This window comes from Actinomycetota bacterium, assembly GCA_028698215.1.
GTDB lineage: Bacteria > Actinomycetota > Humimicrobiia > Humimicrobiales > Humimicrobiaceae > Halolacustris.
In genome coordinates this window covers 25,525-49,134 of the sequence record JAQVDY010000009.1, presented here as the reverse complement: position 1 = coordinate 49,134, position 23,610 = coordinate 25,525, and the positions used below count along the sequence as shown (strand labels likewise).

At 43.9% G+C, this 23,610-nt stretch carries 25 protein-coding genes; 2 read left to right on the top strand and 23 right to left on the bottom strand.

What is annotated here, in order from left to right; genetic code table 11:
- Positions 1 to 23: 23 nt before the first annotated feature.
- Entirely contained in the window at positions 24 to 1,025 is a 1,002-nt protein-coding gene (galT, locus tag PHN32_04475; protein MDD3776840.1) for a galactose-1-phosphate uridylyltransferase, read from the bottom strand.
- Between the two features lie 116 nt (positions 1,026 to 1,141).
- Here galT and PHN32_04470 point away from each other — a divergent pair, with 116 nt between their 5' ends.
- Positions 1,142 to 1,480 (top strand): metallopeptidase family protein, encoded by a 339-nt coding sequence (locus tag PHN32_04470; protein MDD3776839.1) that lies wholly within the window; start codon positions 1,142 to 1,144, stop codon positions 1,478 to 1,480.
- On the opposite strand, the gene PHN32_04465 is transcribed toward PHN32_04470, so the two are convergent.
- Complete coding sequence (locus PHN32_04465; protein MDD3776838.1) at positions 1,477 to 2,364, bottom strand: ARMT1-like domain-containing protein; 888 nt, start codon at positions 2,362 to 2,364, stop codon at positions 1,477 to 1,479. The genes PHN32_04470 and PHN32_04465 overlap by 4 nt on opposite strands.
- 262 nt (positions 2,365 to 2,626) lie before the next feature.
- Between PHN32_04465 and lon the strand changes: the two genes are divergently transcribed.
- The gene (gene lon, locus PHN32_04460) at positions 2,627 to 4,990 is read left to right on the top strand and encodes an endopeptidase La (GenBank protein MDD3776837.1); all 2,364 of its coding nucleotides are present in this window, start codon (positions 2,627 to 2,629) and stop codon (positions 4,988 to 4,990) included.
- A 40-nt stretch (positions 4,991 to 5,030) separates the two neighbouring features.
- Here lon and purH read toward each other — a convergent pair whose 3' ends face one another.
- The 21 genes from purH to PHN32_04355 all read right to left on the bottom strand — a co-directional run bounded on the left by purH (position 5,031) and on the right by PHN32_04355 (position 23,597).
- Complete coding sequence (gene purH / locus PHN32_04455) at positions 5,031 to 6,635, bottom strand: bifunctional phosphoribosylaminoimidazolecarboxamide formyltransferase/IMP cyclohydrolase (protein ID MDD3776836.1); 1,605 nt, start codon at positions 6,633 to 6,635, stop codon at positions 5,031 to 5,033.
- A gap of 3 nt (positions 6,636 to 6,638) precedes the next feature.
- Entirely contained in the window at positions 6,639 to 7,271 is a 633-nt protein-coding gene (purN, locus tag PHN32_04450; GenBank protein MDD3776835.1) for a phosphoribosylglycinamide formyltransferase, read from the bottom strand.
- Positions 7,252 to 8,307, bottom strand: a complete 1,056-nt coding sequence (gene purM, locus PHN32_04445) for a phosphoribosylformylglycinamidine cyclo-ligase (protein MDD3776834.1) — start codon at positions 8,305 to 8,307, stop codon at positions 7,252 to 7,254. The genes purN and purM overlap by 20 nt, the downstream gene beginning before the upstream one ends.
- The gene (gene purF, locus PHN32_04440; GenBank protein ID MDD3776833.1) at positions 8,300 to 9,730 is read right to left on the bottom strand and encodes an amidophosphoribosyltransferase; all 1,431 of its coding nucleotides are present in this window, start codon (positions 9,728 to 9,730) and stop codon (positions 8,300 to 8,302) included. Before purF ends, purM begins: the two co-directional genes overlap by 8 nt.
- Positions 9,731 to 9,732: 2 nt before the next feature.
- The gene (gene purL / locus PHN32_04435; protein MDD3776832.1) at positions 9,733 to 11,949 is read right to left on the bottom strand and encodes a phosphoribosylformylglycinamidine synthase subunit PurL; all 2,217 of its coding nucleotides are present in this window, start codon (positions 11,947 to 11,949) and stop codon (positions 9,733 to 9,735) included.
- Position 11,950: 1 nt separating this feature from the next.
- Positions 11,951 to 12,673, bottom strand: coding sequence for a phosphoribosylformylglycinamidine synthase subunit PurQ (gene purQ / locus PHN32_04430; GenBank protein ID MDD3776831.1), 723 nt, complete (start codon positions 12,671 to 12,673; stop codon positions 11,951 to 11,953).
- Positions 12,666 to 12,923 (bottom strand): phosphoribosylformylglycinamidine synthase subunit PurS, encoded by a 258-nt coding sequence (gene purS, locus PHN32_04425; GenBank protein MDD3776830.1) that lies wholly within the window; start codon positions 12,921 to 12,923, stop codon positions 12,666 to 12,668. Before purS ends, purQ begins: the two co-directional genes overlap by 8 nt.
- Before the next feature lie 7 nt (positions 12,924 to 12,930).
- Entirely contained in the window at positions 12,931 to 14,232 is a 1,302-nt protein-coding gene (purB, locus tag PHN32_04420) for an adenylosuccinate lyase (protein MDD3776829.1), read from the bottom strand.
- 56 nt (positions 14,233 to 14,288) lie between these two features.
- Positions 14,289 to 14,603: a hypothetical protein gene (locus PHN32_04415; GenBank protein ID MDD3776828.1), complete on the bottom strand. Its 315-nt coding sequence runs from the start codon at positions 14,601 to 14,603 to the stop codon at positions 14,289 to 14,291.
- A 74-nt stretch (positions 14,604 to 14,677) separates the two neighbouring features.
- Positions 14,678 to 15,535: an LCP family protein gene (locus PHN32_04410; GenBank protein ID MDD3776827.1), complete on the bottom strand. Its 858-nt coding sequence runs from the start codon at positions 15,533 to 15,535 to the stop codon at positions 14,678 to 14,680.
- Positions 15,536 to 15,552: 17 nt separating this feature from the next.
- Positions 15,553 to 16,203, bottom strand: a complete 651-nt coding sequence (locus PHN32_04405; GenBank protein MDD3776826.1) for a redox-sensing transcriptional repressor Rex — start codon at positions 16,201 to 16,203, stop codon at positions 15,553 to 15,555.
- A gap of 65 nt (positions 16,204 to 16,268) precedes the next feature.
- Positions 16,269 to 17,189, bottom strand: coding sequence for a methyltransferase domain-containing protein (locus tag PHN32_04400; protein ID MDD3776825.1), 921 nt, complete (start codon positions 17,187 to 17,189; stop codon positions 16,269 to 16,271).
- An 18-nt stretch (positions 17,190 to 17,207) separates the two neighbouring features.
- Positions 17,208 to 18,278 (bottom strand): redox-regulated ATPase YchF, encoded by a 1,071-nt coding sequence (ychF, locus tag PHN32_04395; GenBank protein ID MDD3776824.1) that lies wholly within the window; start codon positions 18,276 to 18,278, stop codon positions 17,208 to 17,210.
- Between the two features lie 333 nt (positions 18,279 to 18,611).
- Positions 18,612 to 18,968, bottom strand: a complete 357-nt coding sequence (locus PHN32_04390) for a single-stranded DNA-binding protein (GenBank protein ID MDD3776823.1) — start codon at positions 18,966 to 18,968, stop codon at positions 18,612 to 18,614.
- The gene (locus PHN32_04385; protein MDD3776822.1) at positions 18,968 to 19,387 is read right to left on the bottom strand and encodes a pilus assembly protein TadG-related protein; all 420 of its coding nucleotides are present in this window, start codon (positions 19,385 to 19,387) and stop codon (positions 18,968 to 18,970) included. Before PHN32_04385 ends, PHN32_04390 begins: the two co-directional genes overlap by 1 nt.
- Entirely contained in the window at positions 19,357 to 19,773 is a 417-nt protein-coding gene (locus PHN32_04380; GenBank protein ID MDD3776821.1) for a TadE/TadG family type IV pilus assembly protein, read from the bottom strand. The genes PHN32_04385 and PHN32_04380 overlap by 31 nt, the downstream gene beginning before the upstream one ends.
- Positions 19,774 to 19,793: 20 nt before the next feature.
- Positions 19,794 to 19,961 (bottom strand): hypothetical protein, encoded by a 168-nt coding sequence (locus PHN32_04375; protein ID MDD3776820.1) that lies wholly within the window; start codon positions 19,959 to 19,961, stop codon positions 19,794 to 19,796.
- Between the two features lie 52 nt (positions 19,962 to 20,013).
- Positions 20,014 to 20,859, bottom strand: coding sequence for a type II secretion system F family protein (locus PHN32_04370; protein MDD3776819.1), 846 nt, complete (start codon positions 20,857 to 20,859; stop codon positions 20,014 to 20,016).
- Complete coding sequence (locus tag PHN32_04365; protein ID MDD3776818.1) at positions 20,859 to 21,731, bottom strand: type II secretion system F family protein; 873 nt, start codon at positions 21,729 to 21,731, stop codon at positions 20,859 to 20,861. The genes PHN32_04370 and PHN32_04365 overlap by 1 nt, the downstream gene beginning before the upstream one ends.
- A complete protein-coding gene (locus PHN32_04360; GenBank protein ID MDD3776817.1) occupies positions 21,728 to 22,867 on the bottom strand; it encodes a CpaF family protein in 1,140 nt (379 codons plus the stop codon). The genes PHN32_04365 and PHN32_04360 overlap by 4 nt, the downstream gene beginning before the upstream one ends.
- Positions 22,860 to 23,597 (bottom strand): AAA family ATPase, encoded by a 738-nt coding sequence (locus PHN32_04355; protein MDD3776816.1) that lies wholly within the window; start codon positions 23,595 to 23,597, stop codon positions 22,860 to 22,862. The genes PHN32_04360 and PHN32_04355 overlap by 8 nt, the downstream gene beginning before the upstream one ends.
- Between the last annotated feature and the right edge of the window lie 13 nt (positions 23,598 to 23,610).

The window sequence follows — 23,610 nt, the reverse complement described above, 5'->3', positions numbered from 1 at the left end:
TCCTCCTGTCTGATTTATTTTAATTATCCGTTTCCGGACAAAAACTTGGCGCAATCTTCCGGAAGAATGCTATTAATATGCATTCCTGACCCTATTTCAAACCCTGCCCTGGTACTGAGCCTGGGTAAAATTTCCAGATGCCAGTGATAATGTTTCTCTCCTGCTTTATCTGCCGGGGAGCTGTCCAGCACATAGTTGTAATCAGGATTATTAAGCTTGTCATATAACCGGCCCAGCACCTGGCCTAAAATATGGGCCAGAAGGCTCATTTGGCTGCTTTCTGCCTGGATAAAGCATGACTGGTGGCGTTTGGGCAATATAATCAGATGATAGGGAACCATTGAAGCATAAGGGGCAAAAGCTATAAATTCCTCATTTTCAGCCACTACCCTATCCCTGGCCCTTGATTCATGATCCAGCATATTACAATATACGCAGCGGCCGAAATCATCAAAATACCTCTGGGCCTCATAAAGCTTGTTTCTCACATAACTGGGAACAAAGGGGGTAGCAATTAGCTGTGAGTGAGGGTGTTCCAGGGAAGTCCCGGCCCTTGGGCCATGGTTTTTAAAGATAATGATTAGCTGGTAATTTTCATTCCGGCTAAGCTCAACAAACCTTTGCCGGTAGGCGTGCAGCACTTTTTCAATATGCCCATAATCCCTGTTAGCCAAATTATAGTTATGCCGGGGAGACTCAATTATAACCTCATGGCTTCCTATACCGTCAATGCTTAGATAAGGCCCATCAATATGCCGGTTTACTTTATAGCCCCTGCTTGGGGAAGGAATCAAGGCTGGAAATTTATTGGGTATTACCCTCACTTCCCATTTCTTTCCTTTTCCTATACTATAGGTTCCGGCCGGGGTCATATGCTCATTGCCCCTGCAAAAAGGGCAATCCGGCATATACTCTACATCATTTACCTGCCCCTGCCGCTGTATAAAGTCTTTGGGCCTTTTAGCCCTTTCTACTGAAAATATAGTCCACTCCCTGGTGGATAAATCCTGTCTAATTACAGGCACCGCTTTTCTCCATTTCTAACTTTTAAAACTATATTAAAGTGCTTAATACTTTTTATCAAATATATAAATATCCTGAAGATATTTGAATTTAGCAGCTAAAATAATACAATGGGTTCATGGATTTAGAGCAATTTGAGGCAGAAGTGTTAGAGGTAATAGAAAATTTACCCCCACACTTCCAGGAAAAAATTAAAAATATAGGCCTGGTAATCGATGATTCGGGCCAGGATGCTGAAGATAAGCTCATATTGGGTCTATACCAGGGCGTCCCCGCCACCCGGAAGGCAGGCAGCCGCCATATGATGCCGGATAAGATAACCATCTTCAAACAGGCCATTGAAGCCGTAAGCCCCAACCAGCAAAGCCTGAAAAAAAATATCAGGAGGGTAATACTGCATGAAATTGGTCATTATTTTGGCCTGGATGACCAAAAATTAAAAGAGCTGGGTTATTAAACTTCCTTTTTGCCCCAGGAAGGTTTCCTTTTTATTAAAACTACATCCAGGTAATTTACACCCAGCCTCTTAGCTACCAGGCCGCACTTGGCCTTAAGTATGAAAAATATATTTTTATCCACTTCGTCCAAGCATTCAAAATTAGCCTGGCCCTTACTTATAATTAGGTCTGCTTTTTTAAATTCATGCAGGAATTCTTTAGAGACATAATCAAAATTTATTCCAGGGCGGTCTGAACCGGTTTCTATTACCTTAACCAGGTGGTGGATACCGGCCTGCCGGGCATCCTCCATGGTAGCATCATTGATAATAGGCCCCGATTTTACTGAATATACTATATGTTTCTGGCATTTTACCAATTCCCTGATAAGAACCCGGTCAAACACTATTTCCCCCGCATTATCCCCCAGATAAAGTATATGGTTGGCCCGCGCCAGCTCGGCCTTAAAAGCAGGGTAATGATCTGCTGCCAGGGGCACATTCCTTATATCTTCCAGTATCTGGCCAAAATCTACTTTCTGGCCTTTATTAACGTTTATGCCCAGGTCTATGATATTGCCTTCTACCGCCACCCGGACTGCCATGTACAGGGGATCCTGGTACTGGTCTACTATCTCCCTTAACTGGGGATAGATATCCAGAGCCCTCTGGTTGCATTCCTGTTTAAGTTTAAGATAGGGGTCTTCAATACCGGTAACCTCCCGGCATACCCGGTAGGCCACATCTGAATTATAGGCGGGGGGCAGGCTGTAGTCCATGTCCTTGAGCCTGTCCAGCAGCACCGCTACCGTCTTTCTCTTAAGCTTTTCACTTACCCCGGAAATATTAAGGGTGTTTATGCATTGTTCAATATTGCAGGGTATGCATTCAATATGTGTTTTCAAACCTTTCCCATCAGTTAAATATGAATGCTTCATTATACTATACATTTGACATTATTGAATATAATTAATATAATTCCTAAAGTTTTCACTTTAAGTGAAAAATATTTTTACTAATAAAAGAAATTTGTTTAGTGTTTAACAGTAATTTCTGTTATAATAATAATGCAAAATATTTTTATGTTTGCAATAGGGATTTAATTCTTTTAAGTTAGTGAAATATGATAAATATGTATAGAATAAAAATTAGGAGTTGATATAAATTATGGCCGAAGAAACCAAAGAAAAAGTAAAGATACCGCAAGAGCTCCCATTGCTGAGCTTAAAAAATAGTGTGGTATTTCCTTACCTGTCTACTCCCCTGATAGTCGGGCGGCCAAAGTCATTGGAAGCAATAAGAAACGCTTCCAAGGAACATAAGATAATTGTAGTGGTAGCCCAAAAGGAAGAAAACCAGGAAGAGGTAGACAAAGAAGATCTTTATGATATAGGAACCGCATGCGTCTTAAAGCAGGTGGTAGAGAGTTCTGAAAATGAAATTAAATGCATGGTAGAAGGAATAGCCAGGGTAAGAATCAAATACTATACCCAGACCGATAAGTATTTTAGGGCATCCATTGAAGTGCTGGAAGATGAACCTTACCAGCAGGATGATGAGCTGGATAATCTTAATACCACCATAAGGATGCAGGTAGAAAAATTTATACAGCTGGGCATACCCCTGCCCACCGCTTTTGTAGTGGCTGCTACCAATATATCCAAGCCAGAGGTTCAGGCTGACCTTTTTGCCTCTTATCTTCTGGCCGGTACCGACCAAAAGCAGGCTATCCTGGAAGAGCTTAATATTAAAGCCAGGCTTAAAAAATTGACTGATTTTTTATCCGAAGAACTGAAGAGGTTTGAAGTACAGTCACAGATAAGGGACAAAGTACAGAAGGAAGTGGGTAAAACACAGAGAGAGTATTATTTGAGGCAGCAGTTAAAGGCTATCCAGAACGAACTGGGAGAATCAGATGAAAGTGAAGCTTTAATACAGGAATACAGGAATAAGCTTAAAAAGAAGAAATTGCCTAAAGATGCCCAGGAAAAAATAGAGAAGGAAATAAAGAGGCTGGAAACTATTTCCAGCATGTCTCCTGAATACTCTTATGTCCGTACCTATATAGATACGATGCTGGATGTTCCCTGGTCTGAAAAAACAAAAGACGTATTGGACCTGGAACAAGCCAAGAAAATACTGGATGGCGACCATTATGATTTGGAAAAGGTAAAGGAACATATACTGGATTATTTAGCGGTCAAAAAACTGAAAGGCAAAAACACCAAAGGACCCATACTCTGTTTTGTAGGGCCCCCGGGAGTAGGTAAAACTTCGCTGGGCCAATCCATTGCCAAAGCCATGGGCCGTAAGTTTATAAGGATGTCTATCGGAGGCGTAAGGGATGAAGCCGAAATAAGGGGACACCGGAGAACTTATGTGGGAGCCCTGCCTGGTAGAATAATACAGGGCTTGGTTCAAGCTGGTACCAACAATCCCTTGTTTATGCTGGATGAGATTGACAAGGTAGGAGCTGATTTCAGGGGTGACCCTTCTTCAGCCCTGCTGGAAGTGCTGGATCCCGAGCAGAACAATTCTTTCCGGGACCATTACCTGGAAGTGAACTTCGACTTATCCAATGTTATGTTCATAACCACAGCCAATATACTGGATACCATCCATCCGGCATTAAGGGACAGGATGGAGATAATAGAGATCCCCGGTTACAGCTCAGAGGAAAAAATATTCATAGCAGAAAAATTCCTGGTACCCAAACAGCTTAAGGAGCAGGGCCTGGAAAAATATGATATCAAATTCAAAAAAGAGGCAATACTGCTGATAATTGAAGAATACACACGGGAAGCAGGCGTAAGAAACCTGGAGCGCGAGATATCCAATATATGCAAGAAAGTGGCCCGGGAAATTGTGGAAGGGAAAAAATATCCCAAACATATAACGGTTAAAAAAGTTAGGGATTACCTGGGTGTATCCAAGGTCCAGCCTTCTGAAATTGAAGAAGAGAATAAGGTAGGAGTAGCTACCGGGCTAGCTTATACTCCGGTAGGCGGGGACATAATATTGATTGAATCTACCTATTACAGCGGCAAGGGTGAGCTTATCCTTACCGGTAAACTGGGAGATGTAATGCAGGAATCAGCCAAAGCTGCCCGAAGCTACTTAAGGTCCAGGGCTAATGATTTTGGCATAGATGATGATATATTCTCTAAATCTGATATACATATACATGTACCGGCAGGCGCCATACCTAAAGATGGCCCCTCGGCTGGAGTATCTATCACTTCTTCACTGGTATCTGCCTTTACCGGCATACCGGTAAGAAGGGATGTAGGAATGACCGGAGAAATAACACTAAGAGGCAGGGTGCTGCCCATAGGAGGATTGAAGGAAAAACTGCTGGCAGCCAAAAGGGCTGGCTTGAAAACAGTAGTACTGCCTGCTAAAAATAAGAAGGACCTAGAAGAGGTCCCGGCCAGCGTGCTAAAGGACCTGGAGCTGGTTTTTGTGGACAATATTGATGATGTGGTAAAGAATACCCTTCAGTCTGATCCTTTTGTGGTAAGCGTATGTTAAACCTAATAGAGCCCCTGCTAAACACAGGGGCTCTATTTTATTAATGCCTGAAATGTCTTTTTCCTGTAAATACCATAGGTATCCCATGGTCATTGCAGGCGTCAATTACTTCCTGGTCCCGGACTGAGCCTCCAGGCTGTATGATGGCTTTTATGCCCTCCTGGGCAGCCAGGTTGACTCCATCAGCAAAGGGGAAGTAGGCATCTGAGGACAGGCAGGTACCTGCGGCCTTGCCCAATGACTTATCCACCGCTATCCTAACTGAATCCACCCTGCTCATCTGCCCTGCCCCTATACCTACCGTCCTGCCTTCCAAGGTCAGGACGATGGCATTGGATTTAACGCTTTTAATGATCTGCCAGCCAAATAATAAATCCTCCCATTGCTTGGCAGTAGGCTGGGCTTCGGTAACCACTTTCATCTCTGCCCGATCATCTGCCCCTATATCCAGGTCCTGCAGAAGCAATCCCCCGTCCATACTTTTGATATCTACCGGATTAATCTTTTTCTGGCCTAAATCCTTTAGGTATTTATCCAAGTCAAAATCAATTTCCATTATCCTCAAATTCTCTTTCTGCTTAAGCAGCTCTAAAGCTTCAGGTTCATATCCGGGAGCTATCAGTACCTCTACATATTTATCCACCATAAACCGGGCTGCTTCCAAGGTCCAGGTCCTATTGGAAGCCACCACGCTGCCGAAAGCTGACATCGGATCGGTGCTGTAAGCCCTTTGGTAAGCTTCGTTTACCGAAGTCCCAATGGCTGCCCCACAGGGATTGTTATGCTTGATTACAGATACGCATACAGGAGAGAACTCTTTTACTATGGCCAGGGCAGCATTACCATCCAGTATATTATTATAGGAAAGTTCTTTGCCCTGCAGCTGCCTGGCTTGTACCAGGCTGTCCGGCCTGCTGTCTTTAAAACGGTAATAAGCTGCTTTCTGATGAGGATTTTCACCGTATCTTAAATCCTGTATCTTGATTGCCCCTATGCTTATACTATCTGAAAAACGGCCAGATGGGTCCCGGAATAGATCTGCCTGCTTTTCACCCAGGCTGCTGAAATAATTATAGATTACCCCATCATATTCATGGGTATGCTTAAAAGCTTTAACACACAGCTCAAATAATACCTCCTGGCTGATTGAGCCATCTTTGGCATCCATCTCAGCTATAATATTAGGGTAGTCTTCAGGGTTTACTACCACTGCTACATTCTTATAATTTTTAGCTGCGCTCCTTATCATGGTTGGTCCGCCGATATCAATATTTTCTACCGCCTGGGCCAGGGTTACCCCCGGTTTGGAAATAGTCTCCCCGAAAGGATACAGATTTACCACCACCATATCTATGAGCTTTAAATTTTTTTCCTGTACCTGCTCCATATGGGCAGGGTTGCTTCGATCGGCAAGCAAGGCACCGTGGATATAAGGGTGCAGAGTCTTAACCCTGCCCTCCAGCATCTCTGGAAAACCGGTAATATCTTCCACCTTTTTTACTTCTATACCGTTTTCCGCCAAATATTTATAGGTCCCCCCTGTAGAGTAGATTTCCACTCCATGCTTTCTTAGATTGGCGGCGAAATCTGCCAGCCCCTGTTTATTGGATACGCTTACCAGCGCCCGGTTTATCTTTGCTGACATGACTTACTCCTTTTCTATGCCTGTTATAATTACTTTTCGTTTCTTTATGCGCAGCCTGTCCTGGCAGTAATAACCTATAGCTTCCGGGTAAAGTACATGCTCTACTTTATGTATCTTTTCCTCCAGGCTGCTTAGGGTATCTGACTGGCTAACCGGAACCTCTTTCTGTAAAATTATAGGGCCATGATCTAATTTACCGTCTACAAAATGGACCGTTACCCCGGTTATCTTAACTCCCCAGTCAAAAGCGTCCTTTATCCCGTGCATGCCCTTAAAAGCAGGCAGCAGGGATGGATGTATGTTCATAATACGGTTTTTATATTTTTCTACAAACCAGCTGCTTAACAGTAGCATATAGCCGGCTAAAATTATAAGGTCTATCTTATTTTCCTGCACCACAGCAGCAATCTGGCGGTCATATTCTTCCCTGCTGCCATAGTCCCGGGGCTCCAGCACACAGGTTTTGATATTATGCTGGACAGCCCTATTTAGCGCAGGGGCTTTGGGATTATTGCTGAACACCAGCACCAGGCTGCCGTTAACTGAGTTTTTTTCCATATAATCTATAATGGCTCCCAAATTGGATCCGAAACCGGAAGCAAAAACAGCCAGCCTTTTAAGTGGTTTGTGACTCAAATTCTACCCCTACCTTGCCTTTTCCCGGGTTTAAGGACCCGATATGATAAACTTGATTTTCGGTACCATCAGTAATGCTTCTTATTTTTTCCAAATATTGGCTGCCGGTTATTAGTACCAGGCCAATGCCCATATTAAATACATGATACATCTCTTTTTTATCAATATTTCCCTTTTCCATCAAATATTTAAATATAGGTTTAACCGGCCACCTACCCTCTTGGATGACAGCATCCAGGTTTGGCGGTATTATGCGGTTAATATTGTCATAAAAACCGCCCCCGGTTATATGGGCTATGCCGTGCACCGGTATTTTATGGTTATATATTACCTCTTTTACAAAAGGCCAATACAGCCTGGTTGGCTCCAATACTTCCTGGGCCAGGCTCCGGTTCGGCAAAAATTCCTGGTCTAGGTCCAGCTTGCTTTCTTCTATTATTTTTCTGACCAAAGAAAAACCGTTACTGTGCAGCCCTGAAGAGCTTACCCCTATAATTACGTCATCGGCCTGGACCAAATCCGGCTTAATGATATCCGGCTGCTGGACTATGCCTACTGCAAAGCCGGCCAAATCAATGTCATTAGGTCCATACATGCCCGGCATTTCAGCAGTCTCTCCGCCTATCAGGGAAGCTTCACAGGTAATACAGCTGTCAGAAATTGATTTTATTACCGTGGTTATTACGTTCTTATCTATTTTGCCGCAAGCTATGTAATCCAAAAAAAACAGGGGCCTGGCTCCGCAGCATATAATATCATTTACACACATGCCCACCAAGTCCTGGCCTACTTTACGGTAATCATTGAGCTTCTGGGCCAGCAGCAGTTTGGTGCCCACTCCATCAGTGGAAGAAACCAACACCGGATTAGAGAGTTGGCCAGGATTTAACTTAAACATACCGGCAAAAGCAGAAAGGTCATTTAGCACTTGTCCCGAAAAGGTAGAAGTAATTGATTTTTTGGCCGCATCCAGGACTTGGGCCGCCTTCTCTATATCTACTCCTGCCTGCTGATAGGATTGTTTTTTCTCAGGCATTGGAACCCACCTTTTTTGTCTCCATTGAATTTTTATCATATTTGAAATTACGGGGCAGCTCCACCGGATACTTGCCGTCAAAGCAGGCCAGGCAGAAGCTATGCTCTGATTCTCCTATAGCCCTCATCAGCCCCTTTAGGGATAAATAGCTTAAACTGTCCACCTTTAGAAACTTCCTGATATCTTCTACTGTTTTATGGTCAGCAATAAATTCTTTCTTGGTAGCCATGTCTATTCCATAATAGCAGGGATAAAGTAAGGGAGGGGAGCTAATCCTCATATGTATCTGCTTGGCCCCTGCATTATAGAGCATCTTGACTATCTGTTTGGAGGTATTGCCCCTGACTATGGAATCATCTACCACTACCAGCCTTTTCCCCCTGATAATGTCTTTCAAGGGATTTAATTTTAATCTCACCCCGGTTTCCCTAATCTTTTCGCTGGGCTGTATGAAAGTTCGGCCGATATAGCGGTTCTTGATAAAGCCTTCAGCAAAAGGAATCTTGGAATATGCCGAATAGCCGATGGCTGCCGGAGTCCCGGAATCAGGAACAGATATTACAATATCTGCTTCTGCCGGCGATTCCTTGGCCAGCTCCTGTCCCATCCGGTGCCGGACCTCAAACATGTTCTGCCCATTTATATAGCTGTCCGGCCGGGCAAAATATATTAGTTCAAATACACACATGGATTTACGGTCCACTGGAAGAAGCATCTGCGAGCGGAGGCCGTTAGAATCAATAGTAATAATCTCTCCCGGATCCACTTCCCTTATAAACTTTGCCCCAATTATGTCCAGGGCGCAGGTCTCAGAGGCCAGTACGTAATGGCCTTCCATGTCTCCCAGCACCATAGGCCTGAACCCAAAGGGATCCCGGATGCCTATAACCTTGTCTTTGGTCAGTATTACCAGGCAATAGGAGCCCCTTATCTTTTCCGTAGTCTCCCTTATGGCTTCATCAATACTATCTTTTTCTGAGTGCTCGATAAGGGAAGCTATAACTTCGGTGTCACTGGAAGTCTCAAAACGGGCTCCCTTGGCTAAAAGCTGCTGGCGCAGCTGCTCGGAATTAATAAGGTTGCCGTTATGGGCAATGGCAAAACTATCTTTCTTAAACATCCTGTAAAGGGGCTGGGAATTTTTCCAAATATTCTTCCCCTTGGTGCTGTAACGGGTATGCCCTATGCCCAGATGTCCCTGCAAAGGCACCAGGTTTTTTTCATTGAACACCTGTGATACCAGCCCCAGGTCCTTAAAGATCAATATATTTTCCTGGTCCGAAACCGCAATACCTGCGCTTTCCTGTCCCCGGTGCTGCAAGGCCTGGAGTCCATAAAATATGATTTCCGCAATGTTCTTGCCCGGAGCATATATCCCAAATACTCCGCATTCTTCCTTGATTTTATGGTCTAGTATTAACATGGTTATTTAGCCATAATAGAAGCTATAGCCTCCTGATATAAGGCTTTTATCTCCCCCACTTCCATATCTATATCTTCATTAATCTTAAATTTGGATCCCCCCACCGTACCCATCAGCTGATAGGGTATGCCTGCCTGCCGGCATCTTTTCTTAACCCGGTCCAGGTCCGAATCCTTGATACTTATTATAATTCTGGATTGGCTTTCATTAAACAGGGTTTTAAGTCCATGGCCATCCGGCTTGTCTATATTAATTTTAGCTCCGATACTGCCGCCTAAAGAACATTTAGCCAGTGCAACCGCCAATCCCCCTAGTGCACAGTCATGGGCTGATTTAATAAGCCCTTCCCTAGCAACTTTTAGACAAAATTGCTGAAGTTTTTTTTCAAACTGAATATCCAGGCAGGGGCATTTTCCAGTAACCAATTTCCAGAACACCTCTTCAAATTCACTGCCCCCCATGTCATTTCCATTTTCCCCCAATAGCATGATTATATCCCCTTGATGCTTAAAGTCCATGGTAACTATATTATTTATATCTTCTACCAGGCCGGCCATAGCTATCACCGGGGTAGGGTGTATGGCTTTAAAGTAGCTTTCATTATAAAAACTTACATTGCCGCTTATTACCGGTATGTCCAGTACGTGGCAGGCCTCCGACATGCCCTCTATGCAGTTTTTAAACTGCCAGAATATGCCCGGCTTTTCCGGGGTTCCAAAATTCAGGCAGTCGGTGATGCCCATGGGCACTGCTCCGCTGCATACCAAATTACGGGCAGCTTCAGCTACAGCAATCATGCTCCCCTGGTAAGCATCCAAATAACAGTACCTGCCATTGCCATCGGTGGTAAAAGCAACTGCCTTGTCCTTGTCTTTTATCCTTATTACCGCACTATCTTTTCCCGGCAGCACCACCGTATTGGTCTGGACCATATGGTCATATTGCTCCCATACCCATTTTTTAGAACAGATATTGGGAGACTTGATCATTTCTATAAATATTTCCTCCAGGCCCCGCTCCCTGGCCAAGTCCCTATACTGCTCCTGGCTGGGGCTGGGCTCCAAATTATCCAAATATTTGGGCCGGCTGTATTGATGGAAATATAGGGGAGCTTTTTCAGTCAGGGTCTCTACCGGTATCTGTCCTTCCAGCTTGTCCCCGTTAAAGATACGGTACAGCCCGGTACCGGTTACCGTCCCTATCCGGCCGCAATTTATATTCCATCGCTGGCATACTTGTTTAACCTGGTCAAACTGGGATGGGTGCACCAGGGCTGCCATTCTTTCCTGTGATTCAGAAATCATGATCTCATAGGGCTGCATGCTGGGCTCCCTTAAAGGTACCTGGCTTACATCGATATCCAGTCCCACTTTTCCTTTGCTGGCCATCTCTACCGTAGAACTGGTTATGCCGGCAGCCCCCATGTCCTGAAGGCCCAGTATGAGGTTCTTATCCAACAGCTCCAGGCAAACCTCCATTACCACTTTCTCCATAAAAGGGTCTCCTACCTGCACCGAAGGTCTCCTGGATTCAGAATCATCATCCAGCTGGTCAGAAGCAAAGGTAGCCCCGTGAATGCCGTCTCTTCCCGTAGACGAACCTATCAATACTATATAGTTTCCCTGGCCGAAAGCCTTGGATTTAATAATCTTCTTCTTGTCTACCAGCCCTACGCTCATAGCATTAACCAAAGGGTTGCCTTCATAGGTAGAGTCAAAGTAAACTTCTCCCCCCACGGTGGGGATGCCCATGCAGTTTCCATAATCGCCAATGCCTTTTACTACATTTTCAAAAAGGTATTTAGCCCGGCCTGGACAGTCAAGCCGGCCAAAACGTAAGGAATTAAGGTTGCATATGGGACGGGCCCCCATGGCAAAAACATCCCTGATAATACCTCCAATACCGGTAGCTGCTCCCTGATAGGGCTCCACTGCCGAGGGATGATTATGGGACTCAATCTTCATCACCAGTGCCTGCCCATCCCCAATATCTAAAACTCCTGCATTTTCGCCCGGTCCCTGCAGCACAAACCTGCCATCGGTTTTAAGTTTTTTCAACCAGGCCCGGGAACTTTTATAGCTGCAGTGCTCCGACCACATGACCGCATATATGCTAAGCTCCAGGTAATTAGGCTTCCTGCCTAAAAATTCTACAATTTTTTCATATTCCTCATCTTTTAAGCCCAGATCCATGTATCCCTTATCTAGCTTCATAGTCATATCATACCCCGGCCTTTAAACTGGTTATATGTTTTATCATGGATAAAAACAGGTACTTGCCGCTATCAGAACCTAAAATTTTCTCACAGCATGCTTCCGGATGAGGCATCAGTCCAAACACATTGAAGCCCTCATTGCATATACCCGCTATATTACCAATGGAACCATTGGGGTTGTATTTGTCCGAGGTGCTGCCTTTAGGCCCGCAATAACGTAGAATTACCTGGTTGTTTTCCAGAAGCTTCCTGTATCCCTTACCGTCTATATAATAATTGCCCTCATTGTGCCGGATAGGCATACAAACAGTTTGCTGTGCCCGGTATTGGGAACTGAAAGGAGTATTATTATTGGTTACTTTCAACCATACATACCTGCATATAAATTGCAGGCTGCTGTTCTGAAGCATAGCTCCCGGCAGCATCCCTTCCTCCAATAGAATCTGAAAGCCGTTGCAGATACCGATCACCAGCCCTCCCCTATCAGCAAAATCTCTAACTGCAGACATTATGGGGGAAAACTTGGCCACAGCTCCACTTCTCAGATAATCCCCGTAAGAAAAACCCCCGGGAAGTATAACCGCATCACAATCTCCCAATTCCGTGTCCTGATGCCAGACATAGCGGCATGCAGCTCCCAGTATATTGGTTAAGGCATAATAGCAGTCTTGCTCACAATTGGTACCGGGAAAAACCACTATGGCAAATTTAACCTTATTGCTATTCATCTCTGCTAATCTCGTACCTGAAATCTTCAATAATGGGGTTGGATAGCAGCTTATGGCTCAAGTACTCTATTTCCTGCCTTATTTCCTGTTCGGATTTACCGCTATCGTCTATATTAAGCTGGATATATTTACCAAACCTTACCTGGCTGACATTATGGTAGCCAATCTGGGGTATGGCTTTTTGGATTACCAAACCTTGGGTGTCTAGAATTTCTTTTTTTAAGGTAATATAAACATCTGCCTTTATCATAATATTCCTATATCTTTATATGGTCTAGCCTTTTTAAAACTTTATCAATATATCGCAGATGATAATTTACATCAAATATTTTTTCTATTTCTTCTAAGCCCATATGTTTTAATAGGGTAGAGTTATTCAATATATTTTCCTTAAAGCTGCCCTGGCTTTCCCAGGCATCCATAGCTTCCTTCTGAACCAAGGCATAAGCCTCTTCCCGGGAAAGCCCCTTTTCAATCAAGGCCAAAAGTACCCTCTGGGAAAATATTATGCCGCCGTATTTCATCAGGTTTTGCTCCATATTGCTTTCATATACCTTCAGCCCTTCCACTACAAAATAGGTTTTTTCCAGCAAATAGTCCAGGAGTATAAAACTGTCCGGTATAATTACCCTTTCAGCAGAAGAATGGGAAATATCCCTCTCATGCCACAAGGCAATGTTTTCCACAGCGGTTACCATATTGGATCTCAGTATGCGGGCCAACCCGCATATCCTTTCACATAGAATGGGATTCTTCTTATGGGGCATAGCCGAAGAACCTTTCTGCCCCTTGGCAAAAGGCTCTTCTGCCTCCCTGACATCAGTCCTCTGTAAATGCCTTATCTCCAGGGCTATCTTTTCCAGGGTGGCAGCAGCGATGGCCAGGATGCTAATCAGCTGGGCATGCCTGTCTCTCTGGAGAACCTGGGTAGAAATAGGAGCATGCTCCAGGCCCAGTATCTGGCATACCCTTTCTTCCAGCTGGGGCGAAGTATTGGCATAGGTACCCACTGCTCCTGATATCTTGCCTACCCCTATTACCTGCCTGGCCTGCTGGAGCCGCTGGTAATTACGCTCCATTTCAAAAGCATACAAGCCAAATTTTAACCCCAAGGTAATTGGTTCAGCATGTATGCCATGGGTTCTGCCTACCATGACCCGGTGGGAATATTGCCTGGCTTTATTTACGAGAAGGAAAATTAGCTTTTTTTGCTTTTCCTCTATTATGCCTATAGCATCCAGAATTTGCAGGGATAATGCAGTATCGCCTACATCCGAAGAGGTAAGCCCGTAATGAAGGTATTTGGCTGAATCTCCTATATTAGAAGATACATTGGTCAGAAAAGCAATTACATCATGATGGGTCTGGGATTCAATACGGTCTATTTCTGCTATCTCAAATTTTCCCCGGCTTGCTATGTCTTGGGCAGCTACTGCCGGTATTATTCCCATTTCTGCCTGCGCTTTGGCTACTGCCGTTTCTACCTGGAGCCACTTGGAAAACTTATTTTCATCCTCCCAAACAGCTCCCATATCTTTCAACGTATATCTTGGAATCATATTTTACCCCTGCCTACATTAAATGAATTAAGAATTTTAACCAACCCTGTATCTGGCTACATCATATCTTCTATGATTTTTTCCCTGAACTGCTGGTAATTATCGGGATCATTTAAATCGAACAGATCTTCATTAAAGTCGAAGAATACCTGGTCAAATTCCTCCCGGCAGATATCGCTTACTTTTAGCAGCCACTTCTTATTTATCTCCCAGCTCTTAAGATCAGGTATCCAGGCTTTATCCCGGGAAGGAATGTCCTTTTTTAAGAAGGTTTCCAAATTCCTGGATTTTTTGGACACCTGAATTAGGAAATTATCATTTTCACTTAACAAGGATAAGTTAGCTATACTTATCGGTGCATTTTCAGCCACTTTCACCACCTTCACTTGTCTTTTTTAATTTATTAATCATATTATCATAAAGGAAGGTAAAATTTTAATGGGTATTAATAATCCAGCTTAATATATTGCCCCAAATAAGCCCTGACTTCTGCAGGATCTGCAATCAGGTAGCTGATGCCGTCTATGTTTGCTCCCTGGGTAGGTATGGTGAGCCGGTTTATCTCTTGGGAAGAAAACATTACCAACCCTATAGCCATATAATCCGCCAGGGTAAAATCACTAACTGCTTCCTTATTTAATACACTTATAATCTGGGGGGACTTGATTACCGTATTAAAATTTACTTTTTGCTTGATCAGTTCATTTAACAACTGCTGCTGCCTGTCTACCCGGTCCAGGTCTGCCCTGGCTGTAGCCCTGCATCTTGCATAGGCAAGAGCCTGCTCCCCGTCCATATTATAGGTCCCCGGATCAAAAGCTGCCCCGGATAAGGGATCATGTAGGGATTCGGTGACCTCTATGGTTACTCCTCCCAGCAAGTCAATAATGCTTTTAAAAGCATCAAAGTTTACCAGCATCACATTATCTATACCCATACCGGTAAGTTCCCTAATTTCCTGTTTGACCATATCCTGTCCCCCATAAACATAAGCAGCATTAATCTTGGCATATCCATGGCCTTCCAGCTCTACCCTGGTATCCCTGGGTATGGATATCAAACTGTCGGGCTGTCCCCATCCGCCGATATGAAAAACCAGTATGGTATCTGTCCTGCCCTGGAACTCGCTGTTTCCTTCCCTCTCATCCACCCCCAAAAAAAGTAAATTCCTGGAAGGGGAAAGAAAACCGGCATCCTGGGTTCCGCTTTCTCTTCCATCCGACGCCCATACCAGCAGCAATACCAAAGCAGCCAGGAAAATAATTATGATTAAGGTTATGAAGCAACCTCTAATTTTTCTCATAGAATTTCTTTAGTCTATTACTTGGCGTAACCGATATGGGATAAATAATACAGAGTATGGAGTAATTTTTCAATAGGGTCTGTAGTTTGTATATTTATATGGGGAGGCGCTTTTACCGGCACCGAGGTATAGTTTATTATTACTTTTATACCAGACTCCACCAGCATGTCAGTAACTTTCTGGGCTGAATGGGGAGGAACTGCTAAGATAGCAATCTCTATGCCTTTCCCGGTTATGATTTCCTTTATCTTATATATATCCAGCACTTCATGACCAGAAATAGTAGTGCCTATTACCCGCTTATCATTGTCAAATACATTTTCTACCCTGAATCCAAACCGGTTAAGAATCTCATAGTTAAGGATTGCCTTTCCTAAATTTCCAGCGCCAATCAACACTAACCTGACTACTTTGTCATAACCCAATATACGGTTAAAGGCAGTAATCAGTTCATCAATGTTAAACCCTACCCCTCTTTTGCCCTTAATGCCGAAATAGATTAAATCCCTTCTCACCTCGGCACTGTTTATCTTGGTGCTTCGGCTAATCTCTTTGCTGGTCACCGTTCTCTTGCCCTGCTCTTTTAGCTGGACAATGCATTTTAAGTATTGTGAAAGGCGGGAAATAACCCCTTCCGAATAAACCTTCTGTTCTATGATGTCATTCATGGTTAAAAGCTTTAATTATAGTTTGTAGCACAATTGTAACAAATTAATTTGATTTTGGCAATACATTAGCCCACCCTAAAATTATAGATGCCTTCTTCTACCGGGTAAATTTTTTTACAGCCCCGGCACTTTACCTGCTGGGGGTAAAAATCCAAACCAGGGTTTCCGCAATGGGGACAGGCCAGCATTTGGGGCCATTGGTTGCCGTGTTCCATATTCCGGGGCTTCTCTAATACTGATTTTAGGAAAATACTGGGCCCCAGGTTTATAAAAGAGAAGGCATTTTGATATATATCCTCTAAAAACATCAGCAATTTCAAGGGAACAACCCTTTTTATGGCCTGCAGCCTGAAATTGGACACGCTCAGGCGCCTGATTATCTTAAAACCGTTCCGGTTAAGAATATCCTTAATGTAGCGGGGGTGATAATTCTGTATGGTTTCCCCTATTCTGGATGGGGTCAAACTAAAGGGAGAAGTATCCATTTTGCCCAGCATAGCCCTTATGATATTCTTGCTGTTTCTTTTATTGGCAAATTCCAAAATATAGGTTCCCTCCGGTTTAAGCACCCTTGCTGCCTGCTTGAAATACAGTTCAGGCTGGGGGAGATGGTGCACCAGCCTCACTGAAAGAAGGGTATCAACCGTTGCCTCCCTTAAGGGAAGCCTGGACGCATCAGCTGCTATAAAATGAATGGAAGCCAACCGCCCGGGATTATAGTTAAGATATTTGGCAATATTGTTTTTAGCAATATGCAGATTCTTTAAGGAATAGTCGATCAATATAATGGTAGAAAAATTCTCATACAGGCTAAACAGCCTTCCATAACCGCATCCCACATCAGCGAAAACAGAATTATTGGGGCTGTCTTTGGTCATCATTTTTTTTAAAGCCAGCTTTTCAGAAGTATCTTCATACAGCCTTTTTTGTCCGCTCCAGAATTCACGGTAATCATAATTTTCATAATCAGAACGCCTAATGGTCAAATTGCCCTCCCCTTCTGCCTATACTGCGAACCTTACCTGTATTACATCCCTGTCTTTTACTATATAATCCCGGCCTTCCAGCCGGAGCTTTCCTGTTTCCCTGGCCTTGGTAAAAGAACCCAGTTTTAGCAGCTCCTCTGCTGAAATTACTTCCGCCCTTATAAAACCCTTTTGCATATCCGTATGTATCTTGCCTGCGGCCTGGATAGCCTTGCTTTGCTTCTTTAAGGGCCAGGCCCTGGCTTCATTCTTATTTATGGTATAAAAAGTAATCAAATCCAACAAGCGGTAACAGCGGTTAACCAGCAGTTCAGGCCCGCCTTCGATGCCCAGCTCCTGTACATACTGCTGCCTTTCTTCCGCATCTACATCCGCCAGCTCCCACTCCAGCTGTGCATAGAATTTGACTGTATTTTCCAGCCCTGCCCATACTGCCAGTTTTTCAAAGTACTGCCTGCTTTGATCTGTCTCATCCATATTGGCCACATATATTACCGGTTTTAGGCTCAACAGGTTAAGCTGGCTTAACCAATCTGCTGCATCCTGGGGCCAGCTGGCAGTATCAGCTTTTTCTTCCTGGTTTAACCTGTCAGCCAATTCCTGCGAATAATCCAGGTATTTTGCCGCCTGTTTATCGCCGGTCCTGGCTGCTGATTTGAGCTTTTCCCGGGCCCTTTGCAGTGTTTCCAGGTCAGCTAGTAATAACTCAGCATTCACGGTTTGGGCATCTGCCACCGGGTCTACCGGGCCCTGGCTGGCAATATTGTTATCAGTAAAACATCTTACCACATGCACCACTATGTCTGCTTCCCTTATATGGGATAAAAATTTATTTCCCAGCCCTTCTCCCCTGCTGGCTCCTTGTACTAATCCCGCTATATCCATAAATTGTATGGAAGCAAAAGTCAATTTGGCCGATTCCCCTATTTTGGATAACCCTTCCAGCATGTTGTCTGCCACACTTATTACCCCGGTATTGGGTTCTATGGTACAGAAAGGATAGTTGGCAACCACCGCATTGGCCTTGGTAATAACATTAAAAATAGTAGACTTGCCCACATTGGGCAACCCTATGATTCCCACCTGCATATCATTCTAATAGTTAATTCTAAACCAGTCCCATAATAGTAAGTTTAATAGGGGTTGTCAATTAAACCCATCAGGGACCAGCAACTTATAGGGCCTGGCTTAGAATATAAATATTTTACCTTCTATTACCTTGATGCAGGCCTGCACCGTGCCCGGGCCATAAAGCTCTTTCCCCGCTGCTAGCCCTTCCGCCGCCATGAATCTTGCTTTCCCAGGAGCTAGAGAACAATATCTTGCCCTGGCACTGCCCTTTACAGCGGATTTGGGTTTTCCAAGAAAAATTTGGCCGGTATTCCACCCTTATTTTTCTTTATCTGCCAGCAAAACCCAGCCTTACTGGTTGGAAGCCACCACCAGCCGGTTAAACTCCAGGCTGGCCGCTACCGCATCTGCTATTAAAAATATTCCTCCTTTCTGATTCTCTTCCTCTTTTTTGCTCCTGAACCTTATATGGCCTGCCGCCATAATCCTTTCTCCCTTATGCAGGCTGCTGGCGCAGTTTTCAGCTAACCTGTTCCAGCAGGTCACCCTTATAAATTCTACCGAATCCCTGTCCTGCCCGCTGGAATCCTTCCAATACTGGTTAGTAGCGATAGTAAGCTCCGCATAAGGCTTCTCCTCCTGGGTATAGCAAAGCTCAGGATCCTTGGTAAGATTACCTAATACAAATATACGGTTTAAATCGTCCATTAGTCCTCCCTATAATCAAATTTATAATAATCGCAATAGTTAAACCTAATGTCCCAGGGATAAACCACCTCTGACCTGGACTTGGAGTACACCGTGCCCGTGCCTGGAATAATTCTATCTACCAGGACCAGGTTTACCTCTCTTTTTACTTCAGCCTCCACCCCATCATAGCCAACAGAAAGGGAGACCAGGCTGCAGCCGTAAAAACATACTACTTCTTCCGCTAATGCCCAGCGTTCTTGCTGGTTAAAATAAATCAAATCCTGGGCTACGGCCAATACCACCGCATCTGAAGCATTCTTGGTCCTTTCCCGGGCTGCAAATACCCGGCACAAGTCAAAAAGCAGCATCAAAACTATCAACACCACTACTGCTGCTGATAGGAATATCAGTGATATATTTCCTCTTTCCGTTCGCATTCTATCCTCATCATGCTGCTGGCTTCTATATTTAATGATCTTTGCCATAAATTCCTAATAATATTAGCTATGCCCCCATAGCTGTAAATTACTGTTACCGTAACCATATCCCCTATACCGGGCATACCATTACCGGAATGGGTTATATCCACTTTTAACCTGCCATCACCCAGAGATTGGCAGATGGCAGCAGCAGTTTGCCGGGCCCGGTCCATATTGTTTTGGGTAGCTGCAACCCGGACCGCTTCCCGGCTGGCCTGTTCTATAGTATTCTGTACATAAACCATATGGCCGACCTGGGTGACAGCTAAAATGATGGTAAACAGCAGGGGCATTACCAGTACCATTTCTAGGCTGGCTTGTCCCTCCCTATTTCTCCTAAACATTTTAGCTGTCACTCCTTTCCTTATACCATCTCTGCTATCTTTCCAAATACATTGGAAATAATTTCAATAACCATTGGTTTGCCCACTGAAACCAGCACGGCACTGATTATGCCTGCAATTACCACCACCAGGGCATATTCCAATGTTGACTGTCCTTTCTGGCAAATAAGCTTTGCCTTGGTTATCATTTTCACCTCCTTTCTAACTGTTTTATCCAGCTTGCCTCACCTCCTTTCCAAATTAGAACTTGATAAATTCTCCACCCAGCGAAAAAAGCAGGGGGCCGCCCACCATCAACATAAAGGATGGGAGTATCAGAAAAGCCAGGGGGAATAATATAAGGAGGGAAGCCCTTCTTGATTTTCTTTCTGCCTGCTGGGATATTTCAAACTTTAACTGTTTGGACTTTTGTGCCAGTATTTCTGAAATATTGCTGCCGCAGTCTTCTGCCACATTAAGCAGCACCAGGGTATGTTTAAACTGCTGGGGGTTGGGACTGCCTATTAAGTTTTGATAAGCAGCCTCTTTACCCCGGCCCAAGTCGATATCCTGGATAAAACCCCTAAATTCTTCACTTATGCGGCCTTCGTAGTTCTGGGTCATGATATTTACCGCCCTATAGATATTCTGGCCGGCCAGGGTAGCTATGTACAAAAGATCCAGTATATAGGGAAGATCCAGTAAAATATCCCGGTTTATGGCCTGGATGTTCTGCCTTAGCACTATAGCGGGGAGGGCAAAACCAGCCCAAAAACCTGCCATCATCAACCCTATCTTGGCAGCATAACCTTTTACCATTATAAGGGCAGCCGCTGACATCATTACTGCCAGAAATACCTGGTAGCCCCTAAAAGATGCCGCTGTCATCCCTCTGGTTTTTAGCAGCATGGCATTAAGCTTTTGTTGCGGCGGGGCATCGAACTTGATTTTGCTTTTTCTACCCAGCCAGGACATAAACCGGTTCCAGCCCTTCCAGGTAACTGATTTTTGCCTGTTGCCGGCTTGCGGCTTTTTTTTAAAAAAGGCCAGGAATGCAGCACCCAAAGAGACACAAAAAGCCGCATACAGCATTACCACCATTGCCATTATTGACTTGCCCCCAGTATCTTCTTTATGGTTATGATTCCAGCTATTTCCAGCAATCCTCCCACTATCAGTACTATGTTGGATACTTGCAGTTCAAAAAAGTCTTTTACTGTGCTTCCCATAAAAAAGTACAGGCCGGCTAAAGCAGCAATGGGAAACAGTGAAATAATGATGGCAGAAAACCTGCTCTGGAAGGTCAAGGTATCAGCCCTGGATTTAACCTGCAGGCTCTGCTTTAAGGAGTCGCTTATATTTTCCAGCACAAATATCAAATTCCCCCCGATGCGGTCATTTATTTTTAATGCACTGGACAGAAGCCTTATTTCCCTGGTACAGCAGCGGTTGCTGAAATTATCCAGCGCTTGGTTTAAAGATAAATTAAATTCCAGCTCATTAACCATAATCTCCAAATAGGTTTTCAATGGTTTTTGTGAATGGTCCAGGTAACTTTTAAATATTTGCCTGATAGTCTTTTTAGCCCTAAGCATAAGTATCATATAGCTTATGAAGCTGATAGCCTGCTCATGCAGTGCATGGTGGTTTTTTCTCCTTATATTAGCCATGAACTCATTAACCGCTACCGACAGGCAGACAGCCAGTATGGCAGAAAATACCCAATGGCCGAATACTGTATAAAATAACAGCATAAAAGACAGGGCCAAGACAGCCATATAAATCTTTTTATGGCGGCTAAAAGCTTCTACTGCGGCCATCAGGTTAAATTTTTGGGGCAGCCTGTACGGCTGGTTGGAGCCAGCCTTCAATTTTTGTGCCATTTTAAAATTTTTTAAAGCAGCATACAGCAATGCCCCTAACATTACTGCCAGTCCAGAAATAAACAGGGGACCTGTTTTGTTTAACCAGGCAATCATTGAGTCTGCAAACCTCCCTGCCCATCGATGTTTTCCCGGTGGTAAACCGGAACGGTATGCAGCTTATTCTTGGCGGGAGAAAAAATTATTTTACTAATATTATCCACCACTTTTTTCCCCTTTCTTTTTTCCAGATGGATCACCAGATCCAAGGCAGAGGCAATAATTCTCTTAACCGAGGCATCAGTCAGGTTAAAATTGTTTACCAGCAGCAGAGTTTCCAGCCTGGACAACATATCTGGGCAGGAATTAGCATGAAGGGTAGACAAGGATCCGTTATGCCCCGTATTCATGGCCTGCAGTACATCTATGGCTTCCGGCCCCCTTATTTCCCCTACAATAATCCGGTCAGGCCTCATACGCAGCGAATTCTTAACCAGCTGGCGTATGGTTACCGCCCCTTTCGCTTCCAGGTTGGCCGGTTTGGATTCCAGCCTTATCACATGGGGGAGGTTGAGTTTTAACTCCAATGTGTCTTCGATGGTTACTATCCTTTCCTGTGCAGAAATAAAGTTGGACAAAATATTAAGCAAAGTGGTTTTGCCGGTAGAAGTTCCCCCTGAGATCATAATGTTTGCCTTCTTTTCTACCTGGCTCCGTAAGAATTGGGCTGTATCCTGATTTAACATTCCCAATCTTATTAAATCATCTACCCCCAGTATATTTTGCCTGAACTTCCTTATGGTAACTACCATGGGGTTTACTGATACCGGGGAAATGATTACATTTATCCGGGAACCGTCTTTTAACCTGGCATCCACCATGGGAAAACTCTCATCCACCCTTAGCCCCAGGGGGCTCAATATTTTATCTACTATATTTTTTAAATGGCTGTGGCTTCGAAAAACAATACCGGTTTTGATAATTTCATTATTCCTTTCCACATGCACCTGGTTAAAATCATTGATCATTACCTCCGTGACTTCAGGGTCTGACATCAAGCAGCTTATGGGCCCGAATTCAAAACTGTCCAGGTATATTTCTTCTGCCAGCAAATCAATTTCTTTTTCTGTAATTATCAGTTTTTCCTTCCGTGATATCTCCTTAACAGCGTTCCTTATCATTTTTTGCCTTTGCAAACCGCTTATATGCCGTAAATCCTTAAAATTTATTTTTTCCAGCAGGTGGTTATACATACTCCAGTTCCTCATATAAGCAATCAGCCAAGCTGATAATACTAGTGGTGATCCTTAAGTTGTATTTAAACATAGGTGCCGGGCCCTGGTTTAAAAACAAATGCTCAATGTCCCGGTCATAAGGTATAAAGGAATTAATGGGATAATTGAGATAGCTGTTTATCAAAGTAGGCGACAAGGAGGGCTTCTGGTTATAGCGGTTAATCACTACCTCAATATCAGGATTTCCTTTTACCTCTTGTATGCTGGAAATCATGTGGTTTAAGTTTTTTACAGATATCAGGGTGGGACTGGATACTGCTATTATCCTTTCTACCTGTTCCAGCCAAAGGTCCCCATACAAATTTAGCTGGCAGGATGGCATGTCTATGACTATTATTTGAAAATATTGCTTGAGGCTGGCCAGCAGCTGCCCTAAATTCAAAATTGCATCTTCTTTTATGTCCAATGGCGGCAATATAAGGTTAAGGCTGTATTCAGTATTTATAACCAGGTTCTTCAATAAAGTAATATCAATATCTTCAGGCTTCCCCTTAAGGTACCCCCAGTGCTTATGCTTGCTGTCCTGTATATCAAAGACCACCCTGCTGCTGGCCGAGCCATAATCCAGGTCCAGCAGCAATACATTTACTTCCTTTTTAACCGCATAATAAGCGGCCAGGCTGTAACCTATGAAACTGGTGCCGCAGCCTCCCTTGGCGCCGGTCACCAATATGCTCTGGCTGTTCATATTAAAATCCTTT

What these genes read in the sequence shown, in the direction of transcription:
- PHN32_04370 (MDD3776819.1), bottom strand. Translation starts at nt 20,859, where the DNA reads ATGGCAATGGTGGTAATGCTGTATGCGGCTTTTTGTGTCTCTTTGGGT.
- PHN32_04390 (MDD3776823.1), bottom strand. Translation starts at nt 18,968, where the DNA reads ATGGACGATTTAAACCGTATATTTGTATTAGGTAATCTTACCAAGGAT.
- PHN32_04405 (MDD3776826.1), bottom strand. Translation starts at nt 16,203, where the DNA reads ATGAATGACATCATAGAACAGAAGGTTTATTCGGAAGGGGTTATTTCC.
- PHN32_04380 (MDD3776821.1), bottom strand. Translation starts at nt 19,773, where the DNA reads ATGTTTAGGAGAAATAGGGAGGGACAAGCCAGCCTAGAAATGGTACTG.
- purH (MDD3776836.1), bottom strand. Translation starts at nt 6,635, where the DNA reads ATGTCAGCAAAGATAAACCGGGCGCTGGTAAGCGTATCCAATAAACAG.
- PHN32_04355 (MDD3776816.1), bottom strand. Translation starts at nt 23,597, where the DNA reads ATGAACAGCCAGAGCATATTGGTGACCGGCGCCAAGGGAGGCTGCGGC.
- PHN32_04385 (MDD3776822.1), bottom strand. Translation starts at nt 19,387, where the DNA reads ATGCGAACGGAAAGAGGAAATATATCACTGATATTCCTATCAGCAGCA.
- PHN32_04375 (MDD3776820.1), bottom strand. Translation starts at nt 19,961, where the DNA reads ATGATAACCAAGGCAAAGCTTATTTGCCAGAAAGGACAGTCAACATTG.
- lon (MDD3776837.1), top strand. Translation starts at nt 2,627, where the DNA reads ATGGCCGAAGAAACCAAAGAAAAAGTAAAGATACCGCAAGAGCTCCCA.
- purL (MDD3776832.1), bottom strand. Translation starts at nt 11,949, where the DNA reads ATGACTATGAAGCTAGATAAGGGATACATGGATCTGGGCTTAAAAGAT.
- PHN32_04365 (MDD3776818.1), bottom strand. Translation starts at nt 21,731, where the DNA reads ATGATTGCCTGGTTAAACAAAACAGGTCCCCTGTTTATTTCTGGACTG.
- purB (MDD3776829.1), bottom strand. Translation starts at nt 14,232, where the DNA reads ATGATTCCAAGATATACGTTGAAAGATATGGGAGCTGTTTGGGAGGAT.
- purQ (MDD3776831.1), bottom strand. Translation starts at nt 12,673, where the DNA reads ATGAATAGCAATAAGGTTAAATTTGCCATAGTGGTTTTTCCCGGTACC.
- purS (MDD3776830.1), bottom strand. Translation starts at nt 12,923, where the DNA reads ATGATAAAGGCAGATGTTTATATTACCTTAAAAAAAGAAATTCTAGAC.
- PHN32_04360 (MDD3776817.1), bottom strand. Translation starts at nt 22,867, where the DNA reads ATGTATAACCACCTGCTGGAAAAAATAAATTTTAAGGATTTACGGCAT.
- PHN32_04410 (MDD3776827.1), bottom strand. Translation starts at nt 15,535, where the DNA reads ATGAGAAAAATTAGAGGTTGCTTCATAACCTTAATCATAATTATTTTC.
- purF (MDD3776833.1), bottom strand. Translation starts at nt 9,730, where the DNA reads ATGTTAATACTAGACCATAAAATCAAGGAAGAATGCGGAGTATTTGGG.
- purM (MDD3776834.1), bottom strand. Translation starts at nt 8,307, where the DNA reads ATGCCTGAGAAAAAACAATCCTATCAGCAGGCAGGAGTAGATATAGAG.
- ychF (MDD3776824.1), bottom strand. Translation starts at nt 18,278, where the DNA reads ATGCAGGTGGGAATCATAGGGTTGCCCAATGTGGGCAAGTCTACTATT.
- PHN32_04470 (MDD3776839.1), top strand. Translation starts at nt 1,142, where the DNA reads ATGGATTTAGAGCAATTTGAGGCAGAAGTGTTAGAGGTAATAGAAAAT.